Origin of the sequence: Clostridium sp. Marseille-P299 (genome assembly GCF_900078195.1) — a bacterium.
Classification (GTDB): domain Bacteria; phylum Bacillota; class Clostridia; order Lachnospirales; family Lachnospiraceae; genus Lachnoclostridium.
In genome coordinates this window covers 246,850-269,481 of record NZ_FJVE01000005.1, presented here as the reverse complement: position 1 = coordinate 269,481, position 22,632 = coordinate 246,850, and the positions used below count along the sequence as shown (strand labels likewise).

Below are 22,632 nucleotides of genomic sequence, written 5' to 3'. Positions count from 1 at the left end.
AAGGCTAATACTATTTAAAAAAGCAGTCTACATTTGTAAAATATAGCATTTATCAATAGTTTATGAAAAATGACCCCCTTGACGGGCAACTAAATACTATGATATACTACAACCCGGTACAATAATTTATTTAGAGCATTTAAACAAAAATCTGAAAGCTCTTGTCCTTAATGGCCAAGAGCTTTTTTGGGCTATTTTCGCCGAATATAAAATATTTTGCGTGCAATTTCCTTTTGTTAGATGCTTTGTATCTTGACAACCCAGGGATGGGAAGAGAAAGGAAATCTATAAATGACAGTAAGATTTGATGAAATGGAGTTACAAACTCCGATATTAAGAGCCATTGCAGAAATGGGCTTTGAAGAAATGACACCAATACAATCGCAGGCAATACCGGTTGTATTATCTGGGAAAGACATTGTTGGTCAAGCGCAGACAGGAACTGGTAAGACAGCAGCATTTGGTATTCCAATATTACAAAATATTGATCCAAAAGTAAGAGCCGTTCAAGCAATCGTTTTATGTCCAACAAGAGAACTTGCAATTCAAGTATCTGATGAAATGCATAAATTTGCGAAGTTTCTTCATGGGATTAAAGTGTTACCTATCTATGGTGGGCAAGACATTACAAGACAGATTCGTGCATTAAAATCAGGAGTTCAAGTTGTGATTGGTACACCTGGCCGTGTCATGGATCATATGAGAAGAAAGACAGTTAAGTTTGATCAGGTTAAAATGATTGCACTTGATGAAGCAGATGAAATGCTTAACATGGGATTCCGTGAGGATATTGAGACTATTTTAAAGGATATGCCAGAAGATAGACAGACAATTCTATTTTCAGCAACTATGCCTCAACCAATCATGGAAATCGCAAGAACTTATCAAAAAGACGCAACCGTGGTTAAGGTAGTAAAGAAGGAATTAACCGTTCCTAAAATTGAGCAATACTATTATGAAGTAAGACCTAAGAATAAGTTAGAAGTTTTAACTCGCTTACTTGATATGTATTCACCTAAACTTTCCTTAGTATTCTGTAATACAAAGCGTCAGGTAGATGAATTAGTGAGTGCATTACAAGGAAGAGGATTCTTTGCAGAAGGTCTACATGGTGACTTAAAGCAGCAACAAAGAGATCGTGTTATGAATTCCTTCCGTAACGGTAAGGCTGAAATACTTGTTGCTACTGACGTAGCTGCTAGAGGTATCGACGTTGATGATGTAGAAGCAGTATTTAACTATGATGTTCCTCAGGATGAAGAATACTATGTACACCGTATTGGACGTACAGGACGTGCAGGAAGAACTGGACGCGCATTCAATCTTGTAGTAGGTAAGGAAGTTTATAAGTTAAGAGATATTCAACGTTACTGCAAAACTAAGATTAAAATGCAGCCAATTCCATCAATTAACGATGTAACTGCTGTGAAAGCTGAAAAAATTCTTGATCGTATCAATGATGTAATTGAAAAAGAAGATTTAACAAAGATGATTGCTTTAATTGAAGAAAAGGTCAATGAAGCAGATTACACAACTCTTGATATGGCAGCAGCTTTCTTAAAACTTGCAATGGGTGAGGATACAGATTCTGCAGAAGAGTGTAAAGCAAAGTATGATGACTTTGGTGATACAGGTGCAGAAGATGGAATGGTAAGATTGTTTGTTAACCTTGGTAAGAAACAAAATATCAGACCAGGAGATATTCTTGGAGCGATTGCTGGTGAAACTGGAATGCCTGGTAAATTAATTGGAAGCATTGATATGTTTGACAAATACACATTTGTTGAAGTTCCAAGAGAATACGCTGCTGAAGTAATTCAGGTTATGAAAGAAGCGAAGATTAAAGGTAAATCAGTAAATATTGAGCCTGCAAATCGTAAATAAGATATTATTTTTCAGAAATTAATATTTATTTGAATTAAATTTAAGAAAAAATAATATATAAATAAAAGCTGTTGAATCTAGTACCTATATTGGTAAGTAACTAGATTAACAGCTTTTTTGCTTATATTATATAAGAATGCTAACGAACAATCGGAAGTAATTCTTTTAATTCGTGTATTTCATAAGTAATTGGTAGTTTAAGACTATTATTAACACCTGCTTTATTGTACCAACAAGTATCAATTCCAGCATTAATACCGCCTTGCATATCAGAGCTTAGTGAGTCACCAATAATAATGGTTTCCTCAGGATTAAAATTAGGGATTCTGTCAAAAACATATTTAAAAAATTCAACCTGAGGCTTTTGATAACCAGTTACCTCAGAAACAAAAATTTCTTTAAAATAAGGCAAAAGAGAAGATGCAGTAAGACGTTTGTATTGCGTATCTGCAACTCCATTTGTAACGATATATAAATCATGTGTATCCTTTAACTCTTCAAGTAATTCTATAGTACCTGGTATTATCTTATGCCCTTTATTTAACTCTTGATGATATTCTTTTTCAAAGGCAACCCCATCCACGTTATATCCAAGTTCATGAAAGAGTTTTGAGAACCTTGTGTTAAGAATCTCATCTCTTTTAATTTCGCCTCTTTCATATGCTTTCCAAAGGCTAGTATTGAGGGTGTGATATTGTTCACGGATGGAATCATTAATTTCAAAACCATGGTTTTCAAATAGGGTGGTTAGAGCATCATATTGCGCTGCGTTAAAGTCGAGAAGTGTTTCATCTGCATCAAAGAGTAATGTTTTATATTTCGTATTTGTATTGTTTTTCATAAAGTTCGTCCTTTTCTTATATGTGTGAGATATATAACTATTATGCCAAAGGATTTTATAGCCTAACCAAAAGAAACTCATGATCATAAAGCTTAAATCGGCATTTTAGAGGTGAGATTTCAGGGTACCTCATTCCGTATTCATTATACCATGATTTATTTGAGAGTAAAGAAGTGTTAGGAGAAACTGTAGCGTTTATTGATATGTATCTAAGATTTTTATTATTAAATAGCAACAAAAAGGCATCTGATGAAGGGAACTAACATCAGATGCCTGGGGGGAAATATATAGTTAGGAAGAAGCTGTTGCATAATAATAACTATTTAAATGATATTCATTCTGTAACAGCTTCGGAGGAAAGCATAATTATTTACCGAAATATCTATTAAGTAAACCTTCGAATGCTCTACCATGTCTAGCTTCGTCTCTAGCCATTTCATGAACTGTATCATGGATAGCGTCAAGGTTAGCTGCTTTAGCACGTTTTGCAAGATCGAATTTACCTGCAGTTGCACCATTTTCAGCATCAACTCTTAATTCAAGGTTCTTCTTAGTAGAATTTGTAACTACTTCACCAAGTAATTCTGCAAATTTTGCAGCATGTTCTGCTTCTTCGTAAGCAGCTTTTTCATAATATAAACCGATTTCTGGATAACCTTCTCTATGTGCTACTCTAGCCATTGCTAAGTACATACCAACTTCAGTACATTCACCTTCAAAGTTAGCTCTTAAATCCATCATGATGTCTTCGCTTGCACCTTGTGCTACACCTACAACGTGCTCAGCTGCCCAAGTTCTTTCACCAGATTGAAGAACGAATTTTTCTGCTGGTGCTTTACAAATTGGACATACCTCTGGTGCTGTTTCTCCTTCGTGTACATAACCACATACTGAACATACATATTTAGTCATAATAATTAATCTCCTTTTAATCTATAATTTTGATTTTATTGTTGTAAACATTTAATTAACTTTAAATCAATAACAGTAATCGTTATCGTTATCTATATAATACATCAAAAAAAAATAAATGTCAACACTTATTTGATATTTTTTTTCAATTATTTCTCTCATATTATCTTTTGGAATCTATTCTGACTTATTGATATAGGAGAGATATCCCCTATATAAAGTCATAATAAGCTTATAAGCGGGCATAAAAATACAAACTATAATAAAATTAATGAACTATTAAAATTCAATCATTCCATTATAGTTTGTAAATTTTTGAAACTTATTTATCAATACAATTCTTACACTTTCCATAAAATAAAGCAGTATGACCACCGATTTCACCAGGAAAGTTATTTGCTGCTAACTTATTAATTTGATCAAGATGATCTAGTTCAAGATCTATGATTGAACCACATTCTTGGCAAAGAAAATGATAATGTGGTTCGACCTTATAGTCAAAGTGGTCAGAGCCATCTCCACATGATAATTTTATAATTTCGCCTTGATCCACTAATAAATTTAAGTTTCTGTAAACTGTTCCAAGACTAATGTGAGGGTATATTTCACGTATTTTTGTGTAAATAGTATCAGCCGTTGGATGCTCATTTGTCTGAGCTAAATATTGCTTAATAGACTCTCTTTGTTGACTGTATTTTATTGTAGCCACATTCAATCTCCTCTCTAAACTAGGAAGACAAATAATAGTAATCGTTATTATAATAGTATATTTTTAGATTTATGTCAATCAATTTAATATTTATACAGAAAAGTATTCAAACATGAAAAAAAGGCTGTCGTCAAACAACAGCCTATCACACTTAGTTAGCAAAGAACTAACTCCACTTCCTTAGTTAAAACGTCTGTATAACTAAAGGACATTGTTTTCAAAGAATCAGGGGAGTTGCCATCCAATTCAATAAGAAATACACATGGATAGGTGGCAGATATAATACCTTCTGCAACATCTACTTTATTACGTCCTCTATAAGATCTAACTTTAACTTTCTTTCCGATGTTTTTCACCACCGAATTTCTCACATAGCACATATTTTCTGGTTGCCTCATAATACTATTCTCCAATCTACACGGTTTCCTAATTCAATAGGACACGTTATGTGTTATTAAGTTTATTGTGCGATCACTAAGAAGTAAATTTTGGAAACAAAAAATGTAACTTTACTATAGCATATTAGTGATATAAAGTCAATAAATAGTCAGAAAATTCCGACAATGATGAAGTCTGTTTTAATAAAATATACACAATAAATACTTAGTTAATTGTGAATTATTGTAATTAGGCATAATAGATATAGTTCTATAGCACTATATCGTAACAAAATAGTGCACAATAATCAGGACACAATCCTGTAAAATAATAACAAAAGTGTAGAATTAATAGAAAAATCACCATATATAGAAATATAGGATATAAAAGCACAAGATATGGTACGGCAGTTATTTCGATTTCTTAGCTTGGGTAAATTGTTTCTCATTTAAAGATTCATTTCCGTATCTTGCAACATTATACAAGTGAGTTAAATCAGCAAGATTCTCATCCATAGAGGTAAGAATGTCATCTTCTCGTTCTAAAGGTGTGTGAGTTGTTTGAATTTTATATCCATGTATTTGCAATTTGTGTATGCGCTTTTTATATAAGTGGCGTATTTTTTCACTTACACTCTTACTTTTAAATCGTGTTTCTTTGTTTATATTTTTCTTATGTTTTATCTTTTCCCTTACTTCAATCACTTCGAATTCTGAATCTTCTTCAATCATAGATTGTGTACGATGAAAGTGCTGAATTATAAATCTACAAATAATAAATATAAAAAAACCCAAAATAGCAAATCCAACGAGATATTGATATACAATACCTAAAACATAAAAAAATATATTCAACCATGATCCATCCGTTTCTAGCATAGGTGCCTTTGAAGATACGTCTATGGGAGGTAATGCATAATTCTTTGGAGCATTGTTAGGCTTTAAGGAGAGTATCAATATAATCAGCTTTTTGAATATAAGGCCTATGGTTGTTAAGGATTGAGTTAAGAAGTTCTCAATTATTTTAGATTGAAAAAGTATCGTAAATACAAACAAAATGAGTATAATTGTTACTACTATTTTAGTATTAAGATTGATAATATTCTTTATGGGTACACGATTATCATTATTGGTGTGAAACGTAGCAATATTAACTAGGTAAAGGCGCAATAGATATAAAGTGATATATATAATACCAGCATAATATGAGAAATGTCCTAATGGGAGGGAGAGCCCAAGGGTTCCATGAATGCTAGTTATAATAAGTAGTATTACTAAAGCTAAGGAAGGAGGGAATGTTTTAGAAAATAGGGTGTGCCTCCAATAATTAAAATCTATAATACATAAAACTATTAAAACTAAAGTGAAAAGTGAGCTTGCATGTAGTCCTAGTGATAAATGATATAGTACATAGAAAATGAAAAAGTGTAAGCCAGCATAAAGAAAAAGATTACGGATAAAAGTATTCATAAGGTAACAAATAATTTGAAACGTTAGAATAAGTACACAATATTCAAGCTTCATTGGTACTTTAAAAAGGAGCGTAAAATACCAGAATATTGCCGTAAATATTAAAAACAACATGAGGGTATTGATAATATCAATGGATAGATTAAGAAATTTTTTCAAGATAATCAACCTCCCACACATTTATATTTGGTAAATCAAGATTTACTGGAGTATCTTTAAATTCAGGTACTATAAATAAAGTAGAAAACCCACGTTCTACAATGTCAGAATAAGCCTTTAGTAAATCATCTTTCCTATAGTTTGAAATGATAATAATTTGATGCTTATTTGGATCTTTGTGTGAAATCTCGTCTAAAAGTTTGCAAAAATCAGTTGGCTTTTGTGATAAATCAATTCTCGCAAGCGCTAAATCGATTTGATTTATGTGATGGATTCCGCTACCAGCATCGATGCAATATGCTTGCTTACTAATTTTATCTACACCATTGGTATAAAAACTAAAGGATACGTTTGCACTTATTAATTCACTTGCTATTGTAGATGCTAATCGAATGCTTTCTTCTTGAAGATAATCGGCTCGGTATAAAGCATTTGGCTCTACGTTTAAGTATAGGCTAATCTCTTTTGCGCAGGTAGAATAGTAGGTATTTACTTGTAAAGCGCCAGTTCTTGCAGTACATTTCCAATTAACCATACGAATGGAATCATATGGTTGGTAATCACGAATCCCTTTAAATTCAAAGGGGTCCTCGTAAAGATTGTATTTGTTAATCATATCACCTAAAGAAAGAAGAAGAGCTGTATTAAGTTCGCTATTCAATAGTTTCTTAGGTAAAATATGAATACTTGTATCAATATTAGTATGTGTTGCTAAAATTTCAGTTAAAAATAAATCTTTTGATATAATATCAAGATGTTTTATCGTATAAAAGCCACGTCTACTACAGATAAACGAATATTTTCTAGAGATTCGTTGGTGGGGCATTACGCTAAAAACATCATTTCGATAGTTATTTTCAGGTCTTAAATCTTTTTCATCCTTTGAAAATATAAAGGATTGAGGGGCTGCAAACTTTACATATAAAATAGGTAGTGGTAAAAACTTATCGTTTTCAATGGTTTCTTCTAAATATGCTTTTTGTCCCTCTATTAGGATAGTATTTGAAAGGGCGATATGGACTTTAAGATTTTTATCCCAATATTTTAGAAAAAGTCTTTTCTGTAGCATATATATAATAGAGAAAAAAAGCATAGCAACTAGTAATTTCATAGACCTCCAATCTGTCATTTTACTTGACAAAGTAAGATATATTACTTGTTAGAAAAGTCTTCACTTGGTACAGGAATTGATTTTATAATCTCCTCAACTGGATGTGTGGCATTTCCTAAATTTTTACCAGTGTAACAGATGGTACGATGCTTTAAGATAGGAAGTGCTAATGCTTTTATGTCATCTGGTAATACAAAAGTTCTATTATTGATTGCAGCATATACCTGAACCGCCTTTATAAAAGCAAGTGTACCACGTGGGCTCACCCCTAATGATATTGCAGAATGTTTTCTTGTTTGCTGAATAATAGAGACGATATATTCACGCAAACATTGATGGATATAGATTCCTTTACAATATTCACGCATAGCGATAATATCAGAAGTAGTGCATACTGCGTTAAGTTCTGCTAACGGATTGTCTGCTATGAAGCGGTCAATCATCAGTAGCTCCTCCTCTTCGTTTGGAAACCCTACCGATAATTGCATCATAAATCGGTCAAGTTGAGCCTCGGGAAGAGGGTAAGTACCAGCTGTTTCAATGGGATTTTGAGTTGCAATTACGAAATATGGATCTTCTAAAGTCCTTGTTACACCATCTATTGTAATTTGATGCTCTTCCATACATTCTAAGAGACTGCTTTGCGTTCTTGGAGTAGCACGATTAATTTCATCCGCTAGCAAAATATTTGTAAAGGCTGGTCCTTTTATAAAGTTGAAATTTCCTTCTTTTTGATTATAGATATTTAGACCAGTGATATCAGCTGGCAATAAATCAGGTGTAAATTGTACACGTTGAAATGATGCATCAATGGATTTGGCTAAGGATTTTGCTAACAAGGTCTTTCCAGTTCCAGGAGTATCTTCCAATAGAACATGTCCACCAGCAATGAGAGCAGTTATAACATAATTGATAGTTTCATTTTTACCAATGATAACTTTATTAATATTATTTCTTAAGTTACTTGTAAGTGTATTCATAACTTGTATATCCATAATGACCTTCTTTCTGTGACAGTAGTTTCACATAAAATCTGTATTATTTTATTATAGCAATTTAATTTGTGAAAATCTATCAATACATTGAATTATTTTCCAACATAACTTCCAAAAATAATCTCCTAGAATATTCTCCTACAACATGCCTCCGGATTAATTTCTTAGAATAATCTATAAAAAAAAGATGACTCCGATAAAATATCGAAATCATCTTCTAAACCTCGCATAACTTTTTTAACGCTACTTTATAGGATGTGCTTTCTTTTTTACTAATCCCAGATAACTTTTTTATCTAGAAATTCTATTTTTACTACAATAAATGGATATGTAATTACTTGTGTAACAAGTTCATCTTTACCAGGCCCTAATAGTGTTGTCTTAAAATGAATCCCATCCTCAGCTAGAAAGAGTTCATTGGCAGTAATACTATAACCACCACTTCTTTGTTCTCCATAGCCTCTGACAATATAAAGATAGTTATCGTTTGAGTATGTCATTTTAAATGGCGTAGCTTTTTTTTCATTTATGGAAGTGAGTAACTCTTCTGGAAGATCAGCTTCTTCAACTACAGTAAATTCTAGGTCGTTTAATTTTTTAATCTCTGTTTGTTTCTGTTTACAACCAATGAATGTTAGCGTAATGAGTATACAGCACATGAGTAATGCTATTTTTTTAAAGAAATGTTGTTTCATTGAAATAACTCCAAAATAGGTTCTTATTTTATTTTATGACAACATTATGAAAATCAGACTATAAAATAAGAAAAAAGCTAAGAAGAGTTTAGGAGCTGCTCAATTTAAGTTTTAATTAAATTATGGCAGCTCCCATATAACCCTATACTAAGTTTACTTTACGTTTCACATAAGAGGTGTGTAAAATGTGGTGCGCCTTTAGACTTCCTGGTTCACCAAGATATTCATCATACAATTGTTTTACGGCTTCATTTTCGTGAGATTTACGAATTGTTTTGGCTATATCGTTTGCATAGATTGCCTTGGCACGAAGCTTTCTTATATCATTAAAATTACGAATGGAAGCAGGGACATGTGGTTGACCACCACCGTTAACACAACCACCTGGACATCCCATAATTTCAATAAAATGATAGTTTGCCTCACCACGTTTTACCTTTTCAAGAAGTTCTTTTGCATTTACTAATCCAGAGGCAACAGCAACGTTAACGTCCATGTCTGCAACATGATACGTGGCCTCGTTGATTCCAGATACACCACGAACTTCTGTAAATTCAATCGGCGAATCGGAGTTTTCACCAGTCAATTTCCATACTGCGGTACGAAGAGCGGCCTCCATAACACCACCAGAGGCAGCAAAGATAACGCCAGCACCCGAGGAGATTCCAAGAGGGGCATCAAAATCTTCCTCCGGCAAGGATAAGAAGTTAATACCTGCACGTTCAATCATTCGACCAAGCTCACGAACCGTAAGTGCAATATCAACATCAGCAACACCTGCAGCGGCTTCATCATCACGACCGATTTCAAACTTTTTAGCGGTACAAGGCATAACGCTAACCATTACGATATCTTTTGGATCAATTCCCATCTTTTCAGCATAATAGGTCTTTGCAATTGCACCAAACATTTGCTGAGGGGACTTACAACTACTTAAGTTTTCAATCATATCAGGGTAATAGTGTTCGCAGTACTTAATCCAGCCTGGAGAGCAGGAGGTGATTAACGGTAAAACACCGTTATTTTGTATACGGTCTAGCAATTCATTAGCTTCCTCCATAATAGTTAAATCCGCTGCAAAGTCAGTATCAAATACTTTACGAAAACCTAATCTACGAAGTGCGGCAACCATTTTACCTTCAACATCGGTACCAATAGGTAGACCAAACATTTCACCTAGGGAGGCACGCACTGCGGGTGCGGTTTGTACGATTACGTATTTATTTGGATCTGCGATGGCATTTAATACTGTTGTTGTGTTGTCTTTTTCAGATAGTGCACCAGTTGGACAGACTACGATACACTGGCCACAAGAGACACAACTTGTGTCGGCTAAGTCCATTTCAAAGGCGCAAGAGATATTGGTACTAAAACCACGTTCATTAGCACCTATTACGCCAACATCTTGAATTTTGGAACAGACAGCGGAGCAACGTCTACAAAGAATGCACTTATTATTATCACGATACATATGGGCAGCGCTTGTATCCAGAGTATACTCGGTACGTTCCCCTGCATATTTAGTTTCATCATCTACATTTAGGTCTTTACATAGCTTTTGTAATTCACAGTCACCACTTCGAACACAGGAGAGGCAACGTCTATCATGATCCGATAATATTAATTGTAAGGTCTTTTTTCTGCTTTCAAGAACTTTTGGAGTGTTTGTAAAAATCTCCATACCTTCATTGATTGGGTATACACAAGAAGCTACTAAACTTCTAGCTCCTTTTACTTCAACAACACAAATTCGGCAGGCACCAATCTCATTGATCTCCTTTAAATAACAAAGGGTTGGAATGTCAATGTGTGCGGATCTCGCAGCTTCTAGGATAGTGGAACCTGCTGGTGCGGATACATCCATACCATTGATTTTAATATTTATATTCGACATAATATTATCCTCCATGCTACCATCGGTAGCTTAACTATAGGTTGGGATATCTATTTTAACCTATCCATCTATCTATTTTTTGCTGATAGCACCGAACTTACATTTCTCCATACAGGCGCCACATTTAATACATTTTTGCTGTAAAATTACGTGAGCTTGACGTACAACACCTTCAATTGCACCATTTGGACAGACTCTTGCACAAAGAGTACAACCCTTACACTTATCCGCATCAATGGTATAGGAGAGAAGTGCCTTACAAACGCCAGAAGGACATTTCTTTTCTACCACATGGGATACATATTCATCTCTAAAATAGCGAAGGGTAGATAATACAGGGTTTGGAGCAGTTTGCCCTAGCCCACAAAGAGAATTTTCCTTAATGTAGTAGCAGAGCTCTTCTAATTTATCAAGGTCTTCTAAAGTTCCTTGACCTTTTGTTATTTTATCAAGGGTCTCATACATACGCTTCGTACCAATACGGCAAGGAGTACATTTACCACAGGATTCATCAACGGTAAACTCTAGGAAGAATTTTGCGATATCAACCATGCAGTTATCTTCATCCATAACGATTAAACCACCAGAACCCATCATGGATCCAATGGATAGTAAGTTATCATAATCAATTGGGATATCGTAATATTCTTCAGGAATACATCCACCAGAAGGGCCACCAGTTTGAGCTGCTTTAAACTTCTTGCCATTTGGAATTCCACCACCGATTTCTTCTACTACTTCACGTAGGGTGGTTCCCATTGGAATTTCAACAAGACCTGTATTTTTGATTTTGCCACCTAGTGCAAAAACCTTTGTACCTTTTGATTTTTCCGTACCCATAGAAGCAAACCAATCAGCACCATGTAAGATAATTTGCGGAATGTTGGCATAAGTTTCTACGTTATTAAGAATCGTAGGTTTACCATACAGGCCTTTTTGCGCTGGAAATGGCGGGCGAGGACGTGGTTCCCCACGATTTCCTTCAATGGAGGTCATAAGAGCAGTTTCTTCACCACAAACAAAGGCACCTGCGCCTAATCGTAACCCAATATCAAAACTAAAATCAGTACCAAATATATTATCACCTAATAAGCCGTATTCTCTTGCTTGCTTGATAGCGATCTCAAGGCGCTTTACTGCAATCGGGTATTCTGCACGAACGTATATGTATCCTTGGGAGGCACCAATGGCATATCCTGCAATTGCCATTGCTTCTAGAATAACATGAGGATCTCCTTCTAATACGGAACGGTCCATAAATGCTCCAGGGTCACCTTCGTCCGCATTACAACAGACATATTTTTGATCTGCGTCATTTCCTTTGGCTAACTTCCACTTTAATCCAGTAGAGAAACCACCACCACCGCGACCGCGTAAACCACTGTCTAACAGTGTTTGTATTACATCATCTGGAGTCATTTCTGTTAATACTTTGCCTAATGCTTCATAACCATGTGTTCCAATATACTCCTCGATATCCTCTGGGTTAATTACACCACAGTTTCGTAAAGCAATACGATGCTGTTTCTTATAAAAGGCAGTCTCGTTAAGGGCTTTAATACCATCTTCTGTAACCGTTTCATTATAAAGAAGGCGCTTTACAATTCTACCTTTTAATAAATGTTCGGTTACAATTTCGGGAATGTCTTCTTCATTAACCATGGAGTAAAATGTACCTTCTGGATAAATTAACATGATTGGACCTAATGCACAAAGTCCATGACATCCCGTTTGAACAACGGATACTTCTTCTGTCAGTTCATTTTTTGCAATTTCAGCTTGTAGTGCATGGATAATTTGGTGACTTCCTGAGGAAGTACAACCAGTTCCACCACATACTAATATGTGTGATCGATACATGTGATAACCTCCCCATTAATTCATATAGTTTTGTATTGTGTATTCTGTAATAATCTGGCCGCGAACAAGATGACGGTCTACAACTTCCAGTGCCTTTTCAGGGGTCATTTTAACGTAAGTAACTTTGTCTTTCCCAGGTGCAATAATTTCAACGATTGGTTCATATTGACATAATCCTATACAGCCAGTTTGTATGACGGATACCTTCTCTAATCCTTTTAACTGGACTGCATCAGATAGGGTGGTAAGAACAGGTCTTGCACCACTTGCAATGCCGCAAGTGGCCATACCAACGATAACTCTGGTATGTTCGTCACTTTCAGAACGCAGGCCCACTTGAGACTGCATCTTTTCTCTGATTGCTTTTAATTCTTCAAGAGACTTCATAAAAGATCCTCCTATTATAATAGAATTGTTCCGCTATCAACATCTTGTTTGCCTTCTACTAAGTATTCTTTGATGTATGCCTTAACTTCAGGAGCTGTAAAAGGTACATCTCCTAAGATTTTTTTAAACTCTCTGGTGTCTAACGTAAAATGTTTGTCGTCAATAATATAGGTATATAAAAAATCCAACGGATAATTAAACGTTATTAAGCTATGCATTGTTGCAGTAATATCCCCTAAGGGCATTCGGTCAATGTGATATAATAAAAAAGTTGCAACTACAGTTGTACCGACACCAACTTTTGAGGTAATTGTAAAATCACCTCCACTGATATTCGCAGCATACTTAAAAAATGGAATCCCAAGTCCAATTCTTCTGGTAGTCCTTGTGGTGTAAAATGGATCTGTAAGTAAAAGAAGCGTTTCTTTTGTCATGCCACAACCGTTATCCTTAATGGTGATTGTAAGTGTTCCTAGTTGTGTATTAGCTACAATCGAAACTTCAATCAATGTAGATCCTGCCCGTATGGAATTTTGCACAATATCTAAAATATTCAGAGATAGTTCTGTCATCATAAAATACCTATGTAGTTTTAAGAATACTTCTTTAAGATACCATCGATATCATCGACGGTTAATCTTCCATAGACATCATCATTCACAGTTAAAACAGGAGCCAATCCACATGCGCCAATGCATCTGCAGGCTTCGAGTGAAAACTTACCATCAGGAGTGCATTCCCCACTAACAATATTAAGCTTTTCCATTAGTTTGTTATAGATATCTCCAGACCCTTTTACATAACAAGCTGTACCAAGGCATACAGAAATCTTATATTTACCCTTTGGATAGAGCGAAAATTGTGAGTAAAACGTAACAACTCCATAGATCTTCTCAAGTGGGATATCTAATTCGTTAGATATTATGGTTTGCACTTCAATTGGAAGATAGCCGTAAATATCTTGTGCCTTTTGAAGAACCGGCATTAAGGCACCTGGATCAGACTTAAGTTCATTGATCACGCTTAAAAGTTCTTCTTCTTGCTCTTTTGTACCTGAAAAAGGTACCGTATTTTTTTGAGAGCTCATTTAAAATCCTCCTTGTCTATTTTTTAACAATATTCTAGTTGTCATGTTGTCCAAAATCAATAATATTATAGCATTTTAATTGGTAAAAAGCTACAATGATATATATTTAACAACTAAAATATGGGAAATTAATACATTTTAAAATAAACAATAACAATTGTATATTAAAACCAGAAAACAACAGTATAAAACAGCAAATTTTTTAAGTAGTGTATGTGAAGATGAAAATAAATTTAAGGCTAAAGTTAAAAATATAACAAGAATAAAGGGATTTACCTTACTACTAATATTTGGTAAAATTATACTAATAAGTGTTAATTTGAGTTTGAAAAGTATACATAACAACTTAATAGAAGCTAATTTCATGTTTTTACAAAAGGTACGCATTCGAGTATAAAATAGGAGGGCTGATAGATGACTGTAGGTGATGTAAGAAAAATATTGGATGCAAAAGTAATCTGCGGAGAGAGTTATATGGACCGTGTAGTACATACTGCTTGTGGTTCGGATATGATGAGTGATGTGTTAGCGTTTGTAAAAGACCAATCAGTACTATTAACAGGTTTGTGTAATACGCAAGTGATACGTACAGCAGAGATGATGGATATGGTATGTGTTGTGTTTGTTAGAGGGAAACAGCCAGATGAAACTATGGTATCTCTTGCAAATGAAAAAGAGATACCTTTACTTAGTACAGAGCTAAGGATGTTTACTGCTTGTGGAATGTTATATGAGAATGGGTTACATGGAGGTGCAGCTTGTTGATTGAGCCAATTCATCTACAATATAAAATATCAGGAGATGATTTTACAAGAGCAGGGGAGGCCTCAAGTGATGTGAAAAAGAAACTAAAAGCAATTGGTGTGGATCCAATTGTAGTCCGTAAGGTTGCCATTTCTATGTATGAGGGAGAAATCAATATGGTGATTCATGCAAATGGAGGAGATATTGATGTATCTATATCACCCACGGAAATTACTATGGTTCTTACAGATATAGGACCAGGAATTATTAACATCGATCAGGCAATGTTAGAAGGTTTTTCTACAGCCCCTGATAATGTTCGTGCACTTGGGTTTGGAGCAGGTATGGGATTACCAAATATGAAGAAATACTCAGATGAAATGCAGATTAAAACAACGTTAGGGGTAGGGACAACAGTTACGATGAAAGTGTATCTTGGAGGGTTGTGATGGGGAAATTTTATACTTCCGTTCGATTGGAGGAGAGTCTATGTAAGGGCTGTATCAATTGTATCAAACGGTGTCCAACAGAGGCTATCCGTGTGAGAAATGGAAAAGCAGCAATTACCAAGGAATTTTGTATTGATTGTGGAGAATGCATTCGAATTTGCAAGCATCATGCCAAGCTTGCAACCTATGATAAATTAGAAATGCTACAGCAATTTTCCTATACAGTTGCTTTACCAGCGCCTTCCTTGTATGGTCAGGTGAATAATCTTGAAGATATTAATATATTGCTTCATGCCCTTAAAAGGATGGGGTTTAATGATGTTTTTGAAGTTGGTGGAGCTGCAGAAATAGTTTCAAGATTATCAAGACAATATATCTTAAACCATAAGGAAAAATGGCCAATTATTAGTACTGCCTGCCCTTCAGTAACAAGATTAATTCGTGTAAGATTTCCAAATCTTATTGAACATTTGTTACCAATCAAGGCACCGATTGATATTGCAGCAGAGTTAGCAAGTAAAATGGCTATGGAGAAATCGGGGTTACCAAGAGAGAAGATAGGGATATTTTTCATATCACCTTGCCCAGCAAAAGTGACAGCCGTTAAGACACCGCTTGGATATGAGAAAAGTGAAGTCGATGGTGTATTAGCAATGAAAGATATTTATCCACTTTTGATATCGAATATGAAGGAAGTTGCCAAAGAAGATAATCTTGAAGAGATTTCAACTGCAGGGAAAATAGGAATTAGCTGGGGAAGTAGCGGTGGTGAAGCTAGTGGTTTGTTATCAGATAGCTATTTAGCAGCAGATGGTTTTGAAAATGTGATTAAAGTGCTTGAGGATATGGAGGATCAAAAGTTTACAAACCTAGAATTTATTGAGTTAAATGCATGCAGTGCTGGATGTGTTGGGGGTGTTTTAACCATTGAAAATCCTTATGTTGCACGAGTGAAATTAAAGAATTTAAGAAAATATATGCCGGTTTCTAAAAGCCATATGGAATTAAGTGAAGAGGGATTATATTGGACGAAAAAGGTAGAATATGAACCCGTGTTTAATCTTGGTGAAACAATGGAAGAAAGCTTCAAACGATTGGCGAAAGCAGAGAAATTGTATGAGCATTTTCCAGGGCTTGATTGTGGCTCTTGTGGGGCTCCTACTTGTAAGGCATTTGCAGAAGATGTAGTACGTGGTTTAGCCGTGGAAAATGATTGTATACATATTATGAGAGAATATATGCATAAGTTATCGGATGAAATTTCACATTTAAATACGATATAAGGATGTAGGGATACATTCTTTTTAATTATTATAGAGTAGTATCATAATGAAAGATTAAAGAGGTATTATAGCAGAATGGAGGATAATATGGATGTACGAAGTTTAGTTGGGATACCAGGCTTTACGCTGCTTAATGAGGGGAATATGGATCTTAAAATACAAACCCCATTTTGCTGCGACTTATTAAGTATCGCAATGAGTAAAGCACCAGGAAACGCTGCTTGGGTTACCATTATGGGGAATATAAATACAATTGCTGTAGTTACATTAATTGAGGCATCTTGTTTGATTTTAGCTGAAGGAGCAAAACTAGACGAACCGGCGCTAGAAAGGGCAAAAAGCGAGGAGATTACTATATTTACCACAGATATGCCAATCTTTGAAGCTGCGCTCTTAATTTATCAAGCCATTCATGATACCAATCGCATATGATTTTCATATACATTCTTGCCTTTCCCCTTGTGCAGATAATGATATGACGCCGGAAAATATTATTGGAATGGCTTTTATAAAAGGCTTAAGTGCAATTGCTATTACGGATCATAACAGTTGTAGGCATTGCGAACTTGCCATTGAAATTGGGGAGAAGTATGGAATCATTGTTATTCCTGGAATGGAACTAAACACAAAAGAGGAAGTCCACGTTCTATGCCTGTTTAAAGATATAGAAGCAGCACTTTTGTTTGAGGATTATGTGCAGGATAAATTGTATCAAATAAAGAATAAACCAGAGATTTTTGGAAGGCAAATTATAGTAGGAAAAGAGGATAAGGAAATAGGGGAAGTTGAGCACTTATTGATACAGGCAACGGATATCTCATTTCATGAGGTGTATCATCTGACAAAGCAATATGGTGGGATTATGATACCTGCTCATATTGATAAAAACTCCAATAGTCTGTTATCCAATCTAGGTTTTATACCTTTAGACAGTCAATTTTCCTGTGTGGAAATCAAAGATGCAACTAGAAAGGAAGAACTGCTTGAGAAGCATCCATATTTAAGAACATGCAATTGTATTTCAAACTCGGATGCTCATAGTTTAGGGAATATTAATGAGGCCATAAATGTTATATTCGTGGATGAATTAAATAGAAAAGAGATTCTAAAGGAACTAGGTAGAAGGTAGAAGTATAGGATATCCTATAGCTCATAGGTTGCGCATAAAGAACTCATAGACAATTCATAAATAATTCTAAACAGTAGGGAAGTAGCTTTAAATTACCATTTTTGTGTAATAAAGGTTTACAGCTATTAATATTTCTTTCATTCCTGACGATATGCTTGTCATAGAAATCTATTTATATGAACTATTGTTTTTCTGAACCAAGGAGGGTGAACATGATGGGCATACAAGGAGTAACAAGTGGTAGAGTTGTTTATGAGAAAACAACAGCGGGACCAACATCAAAACAGAAGAATGCGACAGCAACAAGTACAAATCAAGCAGAAAATAAATCTGCTTATAGTGAAGAGGCAGCTACCTGTGAAATAAGTTCAAATAAAGAACAAATTACAGGCAAAGCAGATAAGGCGACCATTGAGCGACTAAAGGCAGATGCAGAAGCTAGAAATGCGCAGCTTCGCTCACTTGTTGAAAAAATGTTTTTAAAACAAGGAGACACACTTTTAGCGTCGGATAATATTTATGAACTACTTAGAACCGGAAAAGTAAAGGTTGATGATGAAACGGCTGCAAAAGCGAAGCAAGAAATTTCCGAAAATGGATATTATGGTGTTGAGCAAACTTCAGAACGTTTAGTGTCATTTGCTAAAGCATTGGCAGGAAATGATCCTGAAAAGGCCGATGAATTAATGAATGCTGTGAAAAAAGGCTTTGAACAAGCAACAAAAGCATGGGGTGGTGAATTACCGGAGATTTGTAAGAAAACATTGGATACTACCCTAGAGAAATTAACAAAGTGGAAAGAAGAGCTTAATAAGAATTAAAGGTTTGTTTATTATAGGCGTATGTTAGTATAGGCTTGATATAACAGGGGCTTATATAAGGTAGTTTTTTAAGACAAAACTATTTTATATAAGCCCCTGTTTTAAAAATCTTTTTACTAATATTAATTAAATACTGGATTCACTTCTTTAATAATTAATAAGTGCTGGCCTGGATGTATTACATCTGAATCTAAATCATTAATCTCTTTGATAGTTTCAACCGTAGTATGATAAGCTTTTGCTATGTTCCATAAAGTATCACCAGGTTTTACAACATATCCAATCATACCAGGCATTGCTTGTAATTTTTCCATGTCTAAAGGAGCTTCGGTGTAATCGATTAAGAAGGATTCCTCTAATTGATCAAATACGATGACATTAAATACAACACTAGCCTTTACTTCGATTTCAACAGTATCAAGCATTATGATACTAATCTGCTCAAGAGAAGGCTTTACATCATAGATACTATTTGGTTTAATATCTTTTACTTCAATTTGCTGTGAAAATGGAATGAAAGTATTAATGGACTGCATAGGAGCAGAATCCTCAGAGGATACATAAAGGATATTTAAATTCAATGCACCTTCAACATGAAGACCATTATCGACAGGAGTGATTTCGTCCATTTTAACTTCGCCGCTACCATGACAGATTTGAAGGATGCGTGGATTTCCAGCTCCAATTTTTACTCTCTCATTAACTCTGGCTTTATTGCTGTTTCTCATCAGTAGATTCTCGTAACAAGCATCCTTATAGATTGGAGTGATATCTCTATTTGGAGAATAAATGTCTTTTAATATTTCCATTTGTGTTTCTTCATAGATTTTGATATTTACTTCGATTACGGTTTCTACATCAATGACTCTTTCTTCTCCATCAGTATCAGGCTTTATCTCAAGGTTTCTATCAAGTAAGGATAATGTAATATCTGGAGTCATATCTTCTGAACTACCGTTGCATTCAATTGTAGAACTAAATGGAAGTTCAGATTCATAATATTCCACTGGTGCTTCGTCGCCATCTCCTAAATATAGAACAAATACTAAAACTTCACCTTTGATGGTAAATCGATCCGTTAGCAATCGAATGTCTACATTTTTTAATTCGATATCACTAAACAATATTTCAGAAATATTGCTCTTACCAGTTGGTAATACGATTTCGTCTCTAAAACGATAGGAATCTCGTTTATTTACTGCCATATTTGTAATATCAATCAATTTAGAAAGAGTATGTACATCGTTTGCATCCTCAACACCAACTGCACCCTCTTCATCATATACGCTTTCAACAGCTAGGGATAAGCTTATTAAAGCTTTTAAACTTAATTTTCTTGAATTGATGATATTTGCACTCATATCCTGAATATCATATTTTATATGTGCATTTTCTTGATCGCAATCCTCAGTTAAGTTCATAACTTCATTAAATGGGATTTGTCCATGAATGCTTTGGATTGGTCTTGAGCCTTCATCGCTTAAATAAAGGACTGTAAATACTAAATGTCCATTTACATAGAGTTTACCATTCATTATCTTTTGCTCGTTAAATTTTATTTCTCCACCAGTTTTTATTAGTTTGCTAATATCGGGTCTTGTATCTGGAACATTAAAATCATCATCTAATGTCATCTGCAAACTGCTTTTGCATTTTAATTTATTCATGTGAATATTTTTTGTAACAAGTTCCAAGTGACTCCCTCCTTTAAGGTATTTGAATTCCGTGGTACTGCACATCCTGTCTACCACATTATATGCAAGGTAAATTTATAATATGAAGAAAGAGAAAATAAAAAGGCTACTGCAATAAGATTTTTAAAGAAACTCTTTTTGCAGTAGCCTTTTTTATTATGAATTTTTTTAAGAAAATGATTTTGGATGATAGAAAGAAGTTAAAAATGTTTGCTTACCATATTCCCCTACTTTGAATTGATAAAATGCTTTTTCAGCTACTTTTTTATCATCAAATAATCCGAATACGGTTGGTCCACTTCCACTCATTAATGCTCCAGTCGCCCCAAGAGAAAGTAACTCTTCTTTGATTTGTTTGATTTGTGGATATTCCTTTAAAGTAACGGACTCCAAAACATTGCCAAGAAGAGAACTTACTTGTAATAGATCCTTAGCATTAATCGCTTCTATCATACCATCTATATTTGGATGTTCTATTTTAGAATCAAGAACAAGGTTTTCATATACAAATTTGGTAGAAACGCTAATTGGAGGTTTCACTACTAAGCATAAGCATGGAGGTGCATTATGAAGAGGTGTTAAAATTTCACCAATGCCCTCAGATAAAGCAGTACCTCGTAGTAAACAATATGGAACGTCTGCACCTAATTTTACTCCAAGTTTCATTAGCTCTTCTAGTGTAAGTTTCGTCTCAAATATTTCATTTAAGCCCCATAAGGTAGCGGCAGCATCTGTGCTTCCCCCAGCCATACCAGCTGCGACTGGAATACGTTTTTCTAAGTTAATGTGGACACCATCTTTTATTTGAAGTGTTTCCTTGAATAGTTTTGCTGCAGCATAAACTAAATTATTTTCATTCGTAGGTAGGTAGTGTAAATTTGTTTTCACTAATATTTCATTATTTTGTATTCGTCTAATGTTTACCTTATCATAAAGACGAATGGTCTGCATTATCATTCTAACATCATGATATCCATTCGGACGTTTTCCAATAACATCAAGCGCGAGATTTATTTTTGCATAAGCTTTTAAGTTGATATTATCCATAAGAGACTCCTTACATTTATCTATAAATGGACTAAGCGTTTTATGTTTAACAACTGGAAAAGCCTATAGTCAACTTCCTTAGCCCTTTCCCTATTATAAAAGGCGATTTTGAGTTTTGCAAGTAAATACCAAAGTTCGTGTTAAAAATTAGTTCGATTGGAAAAAATGTTTAAACCAATCGACGATTTTAAATTTTACTACAACATCAACATCATTTGAAGCAATCGCCGTATACTCTTTCTCTGTAAGTAAGGTTTTTAACTGTTTTTTAGACTCATCAGGAACAACACTATAAGTACCATCCACGAAGCAAAGCTGAGGAAACATAATACACCACCAATTTTGACCATCTGCTTTTCCAAGTTCTATTCTAAGGGCATCATATTCACCAGGCGGTAAGGTGATGTCTCCATAGACTTTTACTGGAAAAGTGGTCGAGCTTAAGGAAGATTTTGCTGTATAAGTAAAACCATTGTTTGATAATACCTCATCTGCAACCAACTCTAATGTGCTTAGTTGCTCTTTTATAACATCCATGGCATCTGCTTTATTAGTGACATTTGTAAGGTATGGCTTTAAATACGTAATTACAGCTTCTTTTACTTTTAATTTTACTTCTTGGTCTTGTGTAGAATCGCTGTTTGCAATCACATGAAATCGAAGTAATTCTTTTGCAATATCAACTTGTAATTCAGAATCATAGAAGGAGGTTGTTTTTGAGCAGCCTGTTGCAACAATAACGACTCCCACAATGGAATAAAAAAGTATACAAATAGCAAGTGTAATTGGTGATAGAATTGTAAGCAGTTTTAAGCGTCTTTTCCGAGTTGTATAAATTGTGTTTTTGCCAAATACTAAGGTAGTGAATTCTTCATAAAAATGAAGGATACGTGTTTTTAATTTTTTCATTATAATACCCATGCCTTTCTGTTTGAATGGGTAGCTGCATTCGTTAGCAACAACCGATTTTAAAATCTATGTAATATAACTATCTAGGTTTTTAGAGTATGCCCATACTTAGAAAAATCATTCATTTTTATATATAGAGTCTTTTAGAAATTGACATTATGATTTGAGTTATATA

The 22,632-nt window shown here is 34.6% G+C and carries 23 protein-coding genes; 7 read left to right on the top strand and 16 right to left on the bottom strand.

The features are described 5' to 3' along the window. Positions 1-291 precede the first annotated feature (291 nt). A complete protein-coding gene (locus BN4220_RS03070; RefSeq protein WP_066713448.1) occupies positions 292-1,884 on the top strand; it encodes a DEAD/DEAH box helicase in 1,593 nt (530 codons plus the stop codon). 139 nt (positions 1,885-2,023) lie between these two features. Here the strand turns inward: BN4220_RS03070 and BN4220_RS03065 are convergent, their stop codons facing one another. The 13 genes from BN4220_RS03065 to BN4220_RS03005 form a co-directional block, all read right to left on the bottom strand. Then, positions 2,024-2,725, bottom strand: coding sequence for a YjjG family noncanonical pyrimidine nucleotidase (locus BN4220_RS03065; protein WP_066713446.1), 702 nt, complete (start codon positions 2,723-2,725; stop codon positions 2,024-2,026). Between the two features lie 366 nt (positions 2,726-3,091). Beyond that, entirely contained in the window at positions 3,092-3,637 is a 546-nt protein-coding gene (locus BN4220_RS03060) for an NADH peroxidase (RefSeq protein ID WP_066713443.1), read from the bottom strand. A 322-nt stretch (positions 3,638-3,959) separates the two neighbouring features. Further along, positions 3,960-4,346 carry a Fur family transcriptional regulator gene (locus BN4220_RS03055; RefSeq protein ID WP_066713431.1) on the bottom strand — a complete coding sequence of 129 codons (387 nt, stop codon included), beginning with the start codon at positions 4,344-4,346 and terminating at the stop codon, positions 3,960-3,962. 155 nt (positions 4,347-4,501) lie between these two features. Continuing rightward, complete coding sequence (locus tag BN4220_RS03050) at positions 4,502-4,744, bottom strand: Veg family protein (protein WP_066713429.1); 243 nt, start codon at positions 4,742-4,744, stop codon at positions 4,502-4,504. Between the two features lie 390 nt (positions 4,745-5,134). After that, the gene (locus BN4220_RS19975; RefSeq protein ID WP_148401680.1) at positions 5,135-5,602 is read right to left on the bottom strand and encodes a hypothetical protein; all 468 of its coding nucleotides are present in this window, start codon (positions 5,600-5,602) and stop codon (positions 5,135-5,137) included. Positions 5,603-6,335: 733 nt separating this feature from the next. Continuing rightward, the gene (locus BN4220_RS03040) at positions 6,336-7,463 is read right to left on the bottom strand and encodes a DUF58 domain-containing protein (RefSeq protein ID WP_066713424.1); all 1,128 of its coding nucleotides are present in this window, start codon (positions 7,461-7,463) and stop codon (positions 6,336-6,338) included. Positions 7,464-7,504: 41 nt separating this feature from the next. Then, a complete protein-coding gene (locus tag BN4220_RS03035) occupies positions 7,505-8,458 on the bottom strand; it encodes an AAA family ATPase (protein WP_066713422.1) in 954 nt (317 codons plus the stop codon). Between the two features lie 272 nt (positions 8,459-8,730). Then, positions 8,731-9,153 carry a protease complex subunit PrcB family protein gene (locus BN4220_RS03030; RefSeq protein ID WP_066713419.1) on the bottom strand — a complete coding sequence of 141 codons (423 nt, stop codon included), beginning with the start codon at positions 9,151-9,153 and terminating at the stop codon, positions 8,731-8,733. A gap of 142 nt (positions 9,154-9,295) precedes the next feature. Continuing rightward, entirely contained in the window at positions 9,296-11,047 is a 1,752-nt protein-coding gene (locus BN4220_RS03025) for an NADH-dependent [FeFe] hydrogenase, group A6 (protein ID WP_066713416.1), read from the bottom strand. 72 nt (positions 11,048-11,119) lie between these two features. Continuing rightward, positions 11,120-12,907 carry an NADH-quinone oxidoreductase subunit NuoF gene (locus BN4220_RS03020; protein WP_066713412.1) on the bottom strand — a complete coding sequence of 596 codons (1,788 nt, stop codon included), beginning with the start codon at positions 12,905-12,907 and terminating at the stop codon, positions 11,120-11,122. A gap of 15 nt (positions 12,908-12,922) precedes the next feature. After that, positions 12,923-13,294, bottom strand: coding sequence for a (2Fe-2S) ferredoxin domain-containing protein (locus BN4220_RS03015; protein ID WP_066713409.1), 372 nt, complete (start codon positions 13,292-13,294; stop codon positions 12,923-12,925). A 14-nt stretch (positions 13,295-13,308) separates the two neighbouring features. Then, the gene (locus BN4220_RS03010; RefSeq protein ID WP_066713406.1) at positions 13,309-13,869 is read right to left on the bottom strand and encodes an ATP-binding protein; all 561 of its coding nucleotides are present in this window, start codon (positions 13,867-13,869) and stop codon (positions 13,309-13,311) included. A 17-nt stretch (positions 13,870-13,886) separates the two neighbouring features. Further along, positions 13,887-14,381: an NADH-quinone oxidoreductase subunit NuoE family protein gene (locus BN4220_RS03005; RefSeq protein WP_066713403.1), complete on the bottom strand. Its 495-nt coding sequence runs from the start codon at positions 14,379-14,381 to the stop codon at positions 13,887-13,889. A gap of 414 nt (positions 14,382-14,795) precedes the next feature. Here BN4220_RS03005 and BN4220_RS03000 point away from each other — a divergent pair, with 414 nt between their 5' ends. From BN4220_RS03000 to BN4220_RS02975, 6 genes are all read left to right on the top strand, one after another. Continuing rightward, positions 14,796-15,146, top strand: coding sequence for a DRTGG domain-containing protein (locus tag BN4220_RS03000; RefSeq protein WP_066713401.1), 351 nt, complete (start codon positions 14,796-14,798; stop codon positions 15,144-15,146). Beyond that, positions 15,143-15,574, top strand: a complete 432-nt coding sequence (locus BN4220_RS02995; protein WP_066713398.1) for an ATP-binding protein — start codon at positions 15,143-15,145, stop codon at positions 15,572-15,574. Before BN4220_RS03000 ends, BN4220_RS02995 begins: the two co-directional genes overlap by 4 nt. Further along, entirely contained in the window at positions 15,574-16,857 is a 1,284-nt protein-coding gene (locus tag BN4220_RS02990) for a [Fe-Fe] hydrogenase large subunit C-terminal domain-containing protein (RefSeq protein WP_066713395.1), read from the top strand. The genes BN4220_RS02995 and BN4220_RS02990 overlap by 1 nt, the downstream gene beginning before the upstream one ends. Before the next feature lie 87 nt (positions 16,858-16,944). Beyond that, on the top strand, positions 16,945-17,289 hold the full coding sequence (locus BN4220_RS02985) for a hypothetical protein (RefSeq protein WP_066714020.1): 345 nt from the start codon (positions 16,945-16,947) through the stop codon (positions 17,287-17,289). After that, entirely contained in the window at positions 17,270-17,986 is a 717-nt protein-coding gene (locus BN4220_RS02980) for a PHP domain-containing protein (RefSeq protein WP_066713392.1), read from the top strand. Before BN4220_RS02985 ends, BN4220_RS02980 begins: the two co-directional genes overlap by 20 nt. A gap of 212 nt (positions 17,987-18,198) precedes the next feature. Then, a complete protein-coding gene (locus tag BN4220_RS02975) occupies positions 18,199-18,807 on the top strand; it encodes a hypothetical protein (RefSeq protein ID WP_197467882.1) in 609 nt (202 codons plus the stop codon). A gap of 122 nt (positions 18,808-18,929) precedes the next feature. Here BN4220_RS02975 and BN4220_RS02970 read toward each other — a convergent pair whose 3' ends face one another. The 3 genes from BN4220_RS02970 to spoIIR form a co-directional block, all read right to left on the bottom strand. Beyond that, positions 18,930-20,501: a DUF3794 and LysM peptidoglycan-binding domain-containing protein gene (locus BN4220_RS02970; protein WP_066713389.1), complete on the bottom strand. Its 1,572-nt coding sequence runs from the start codon at positions 20,499-20,501 to the stop codon at positions 18,930-18,932. A 168-nt stretch (positions 20,502-20,669) separates the two neighbouring features. Continuing rightward, positions 20,670-21,548, bottom strand: a complete 879-nt coding sequence (gene ispE / locus BN4220_RS02965; protein ID WP_066713381.1) for a 4-(cytidine 5'-diphospho)-2-C-methyl-D-erythritol kinase — start codon at positions 21,546-21,548, stop codon at positions 20,670-20,672. Between the two features lie 147 nt (positions 21,549-21,695). Continuing rightward, a complete protein-coding gene (gene spoIIR, locus BN4220_RS02960) occupies positions 21,696-22,457 on the bottom strand; it encodes a stage II sporulation protein R (RefSeq protein WP_066713379.1) in 762 nt (253 codons plus the stop codon). Between the last annotated feature and the right edge of the window lie 175 nt (positions 22,458-22,632).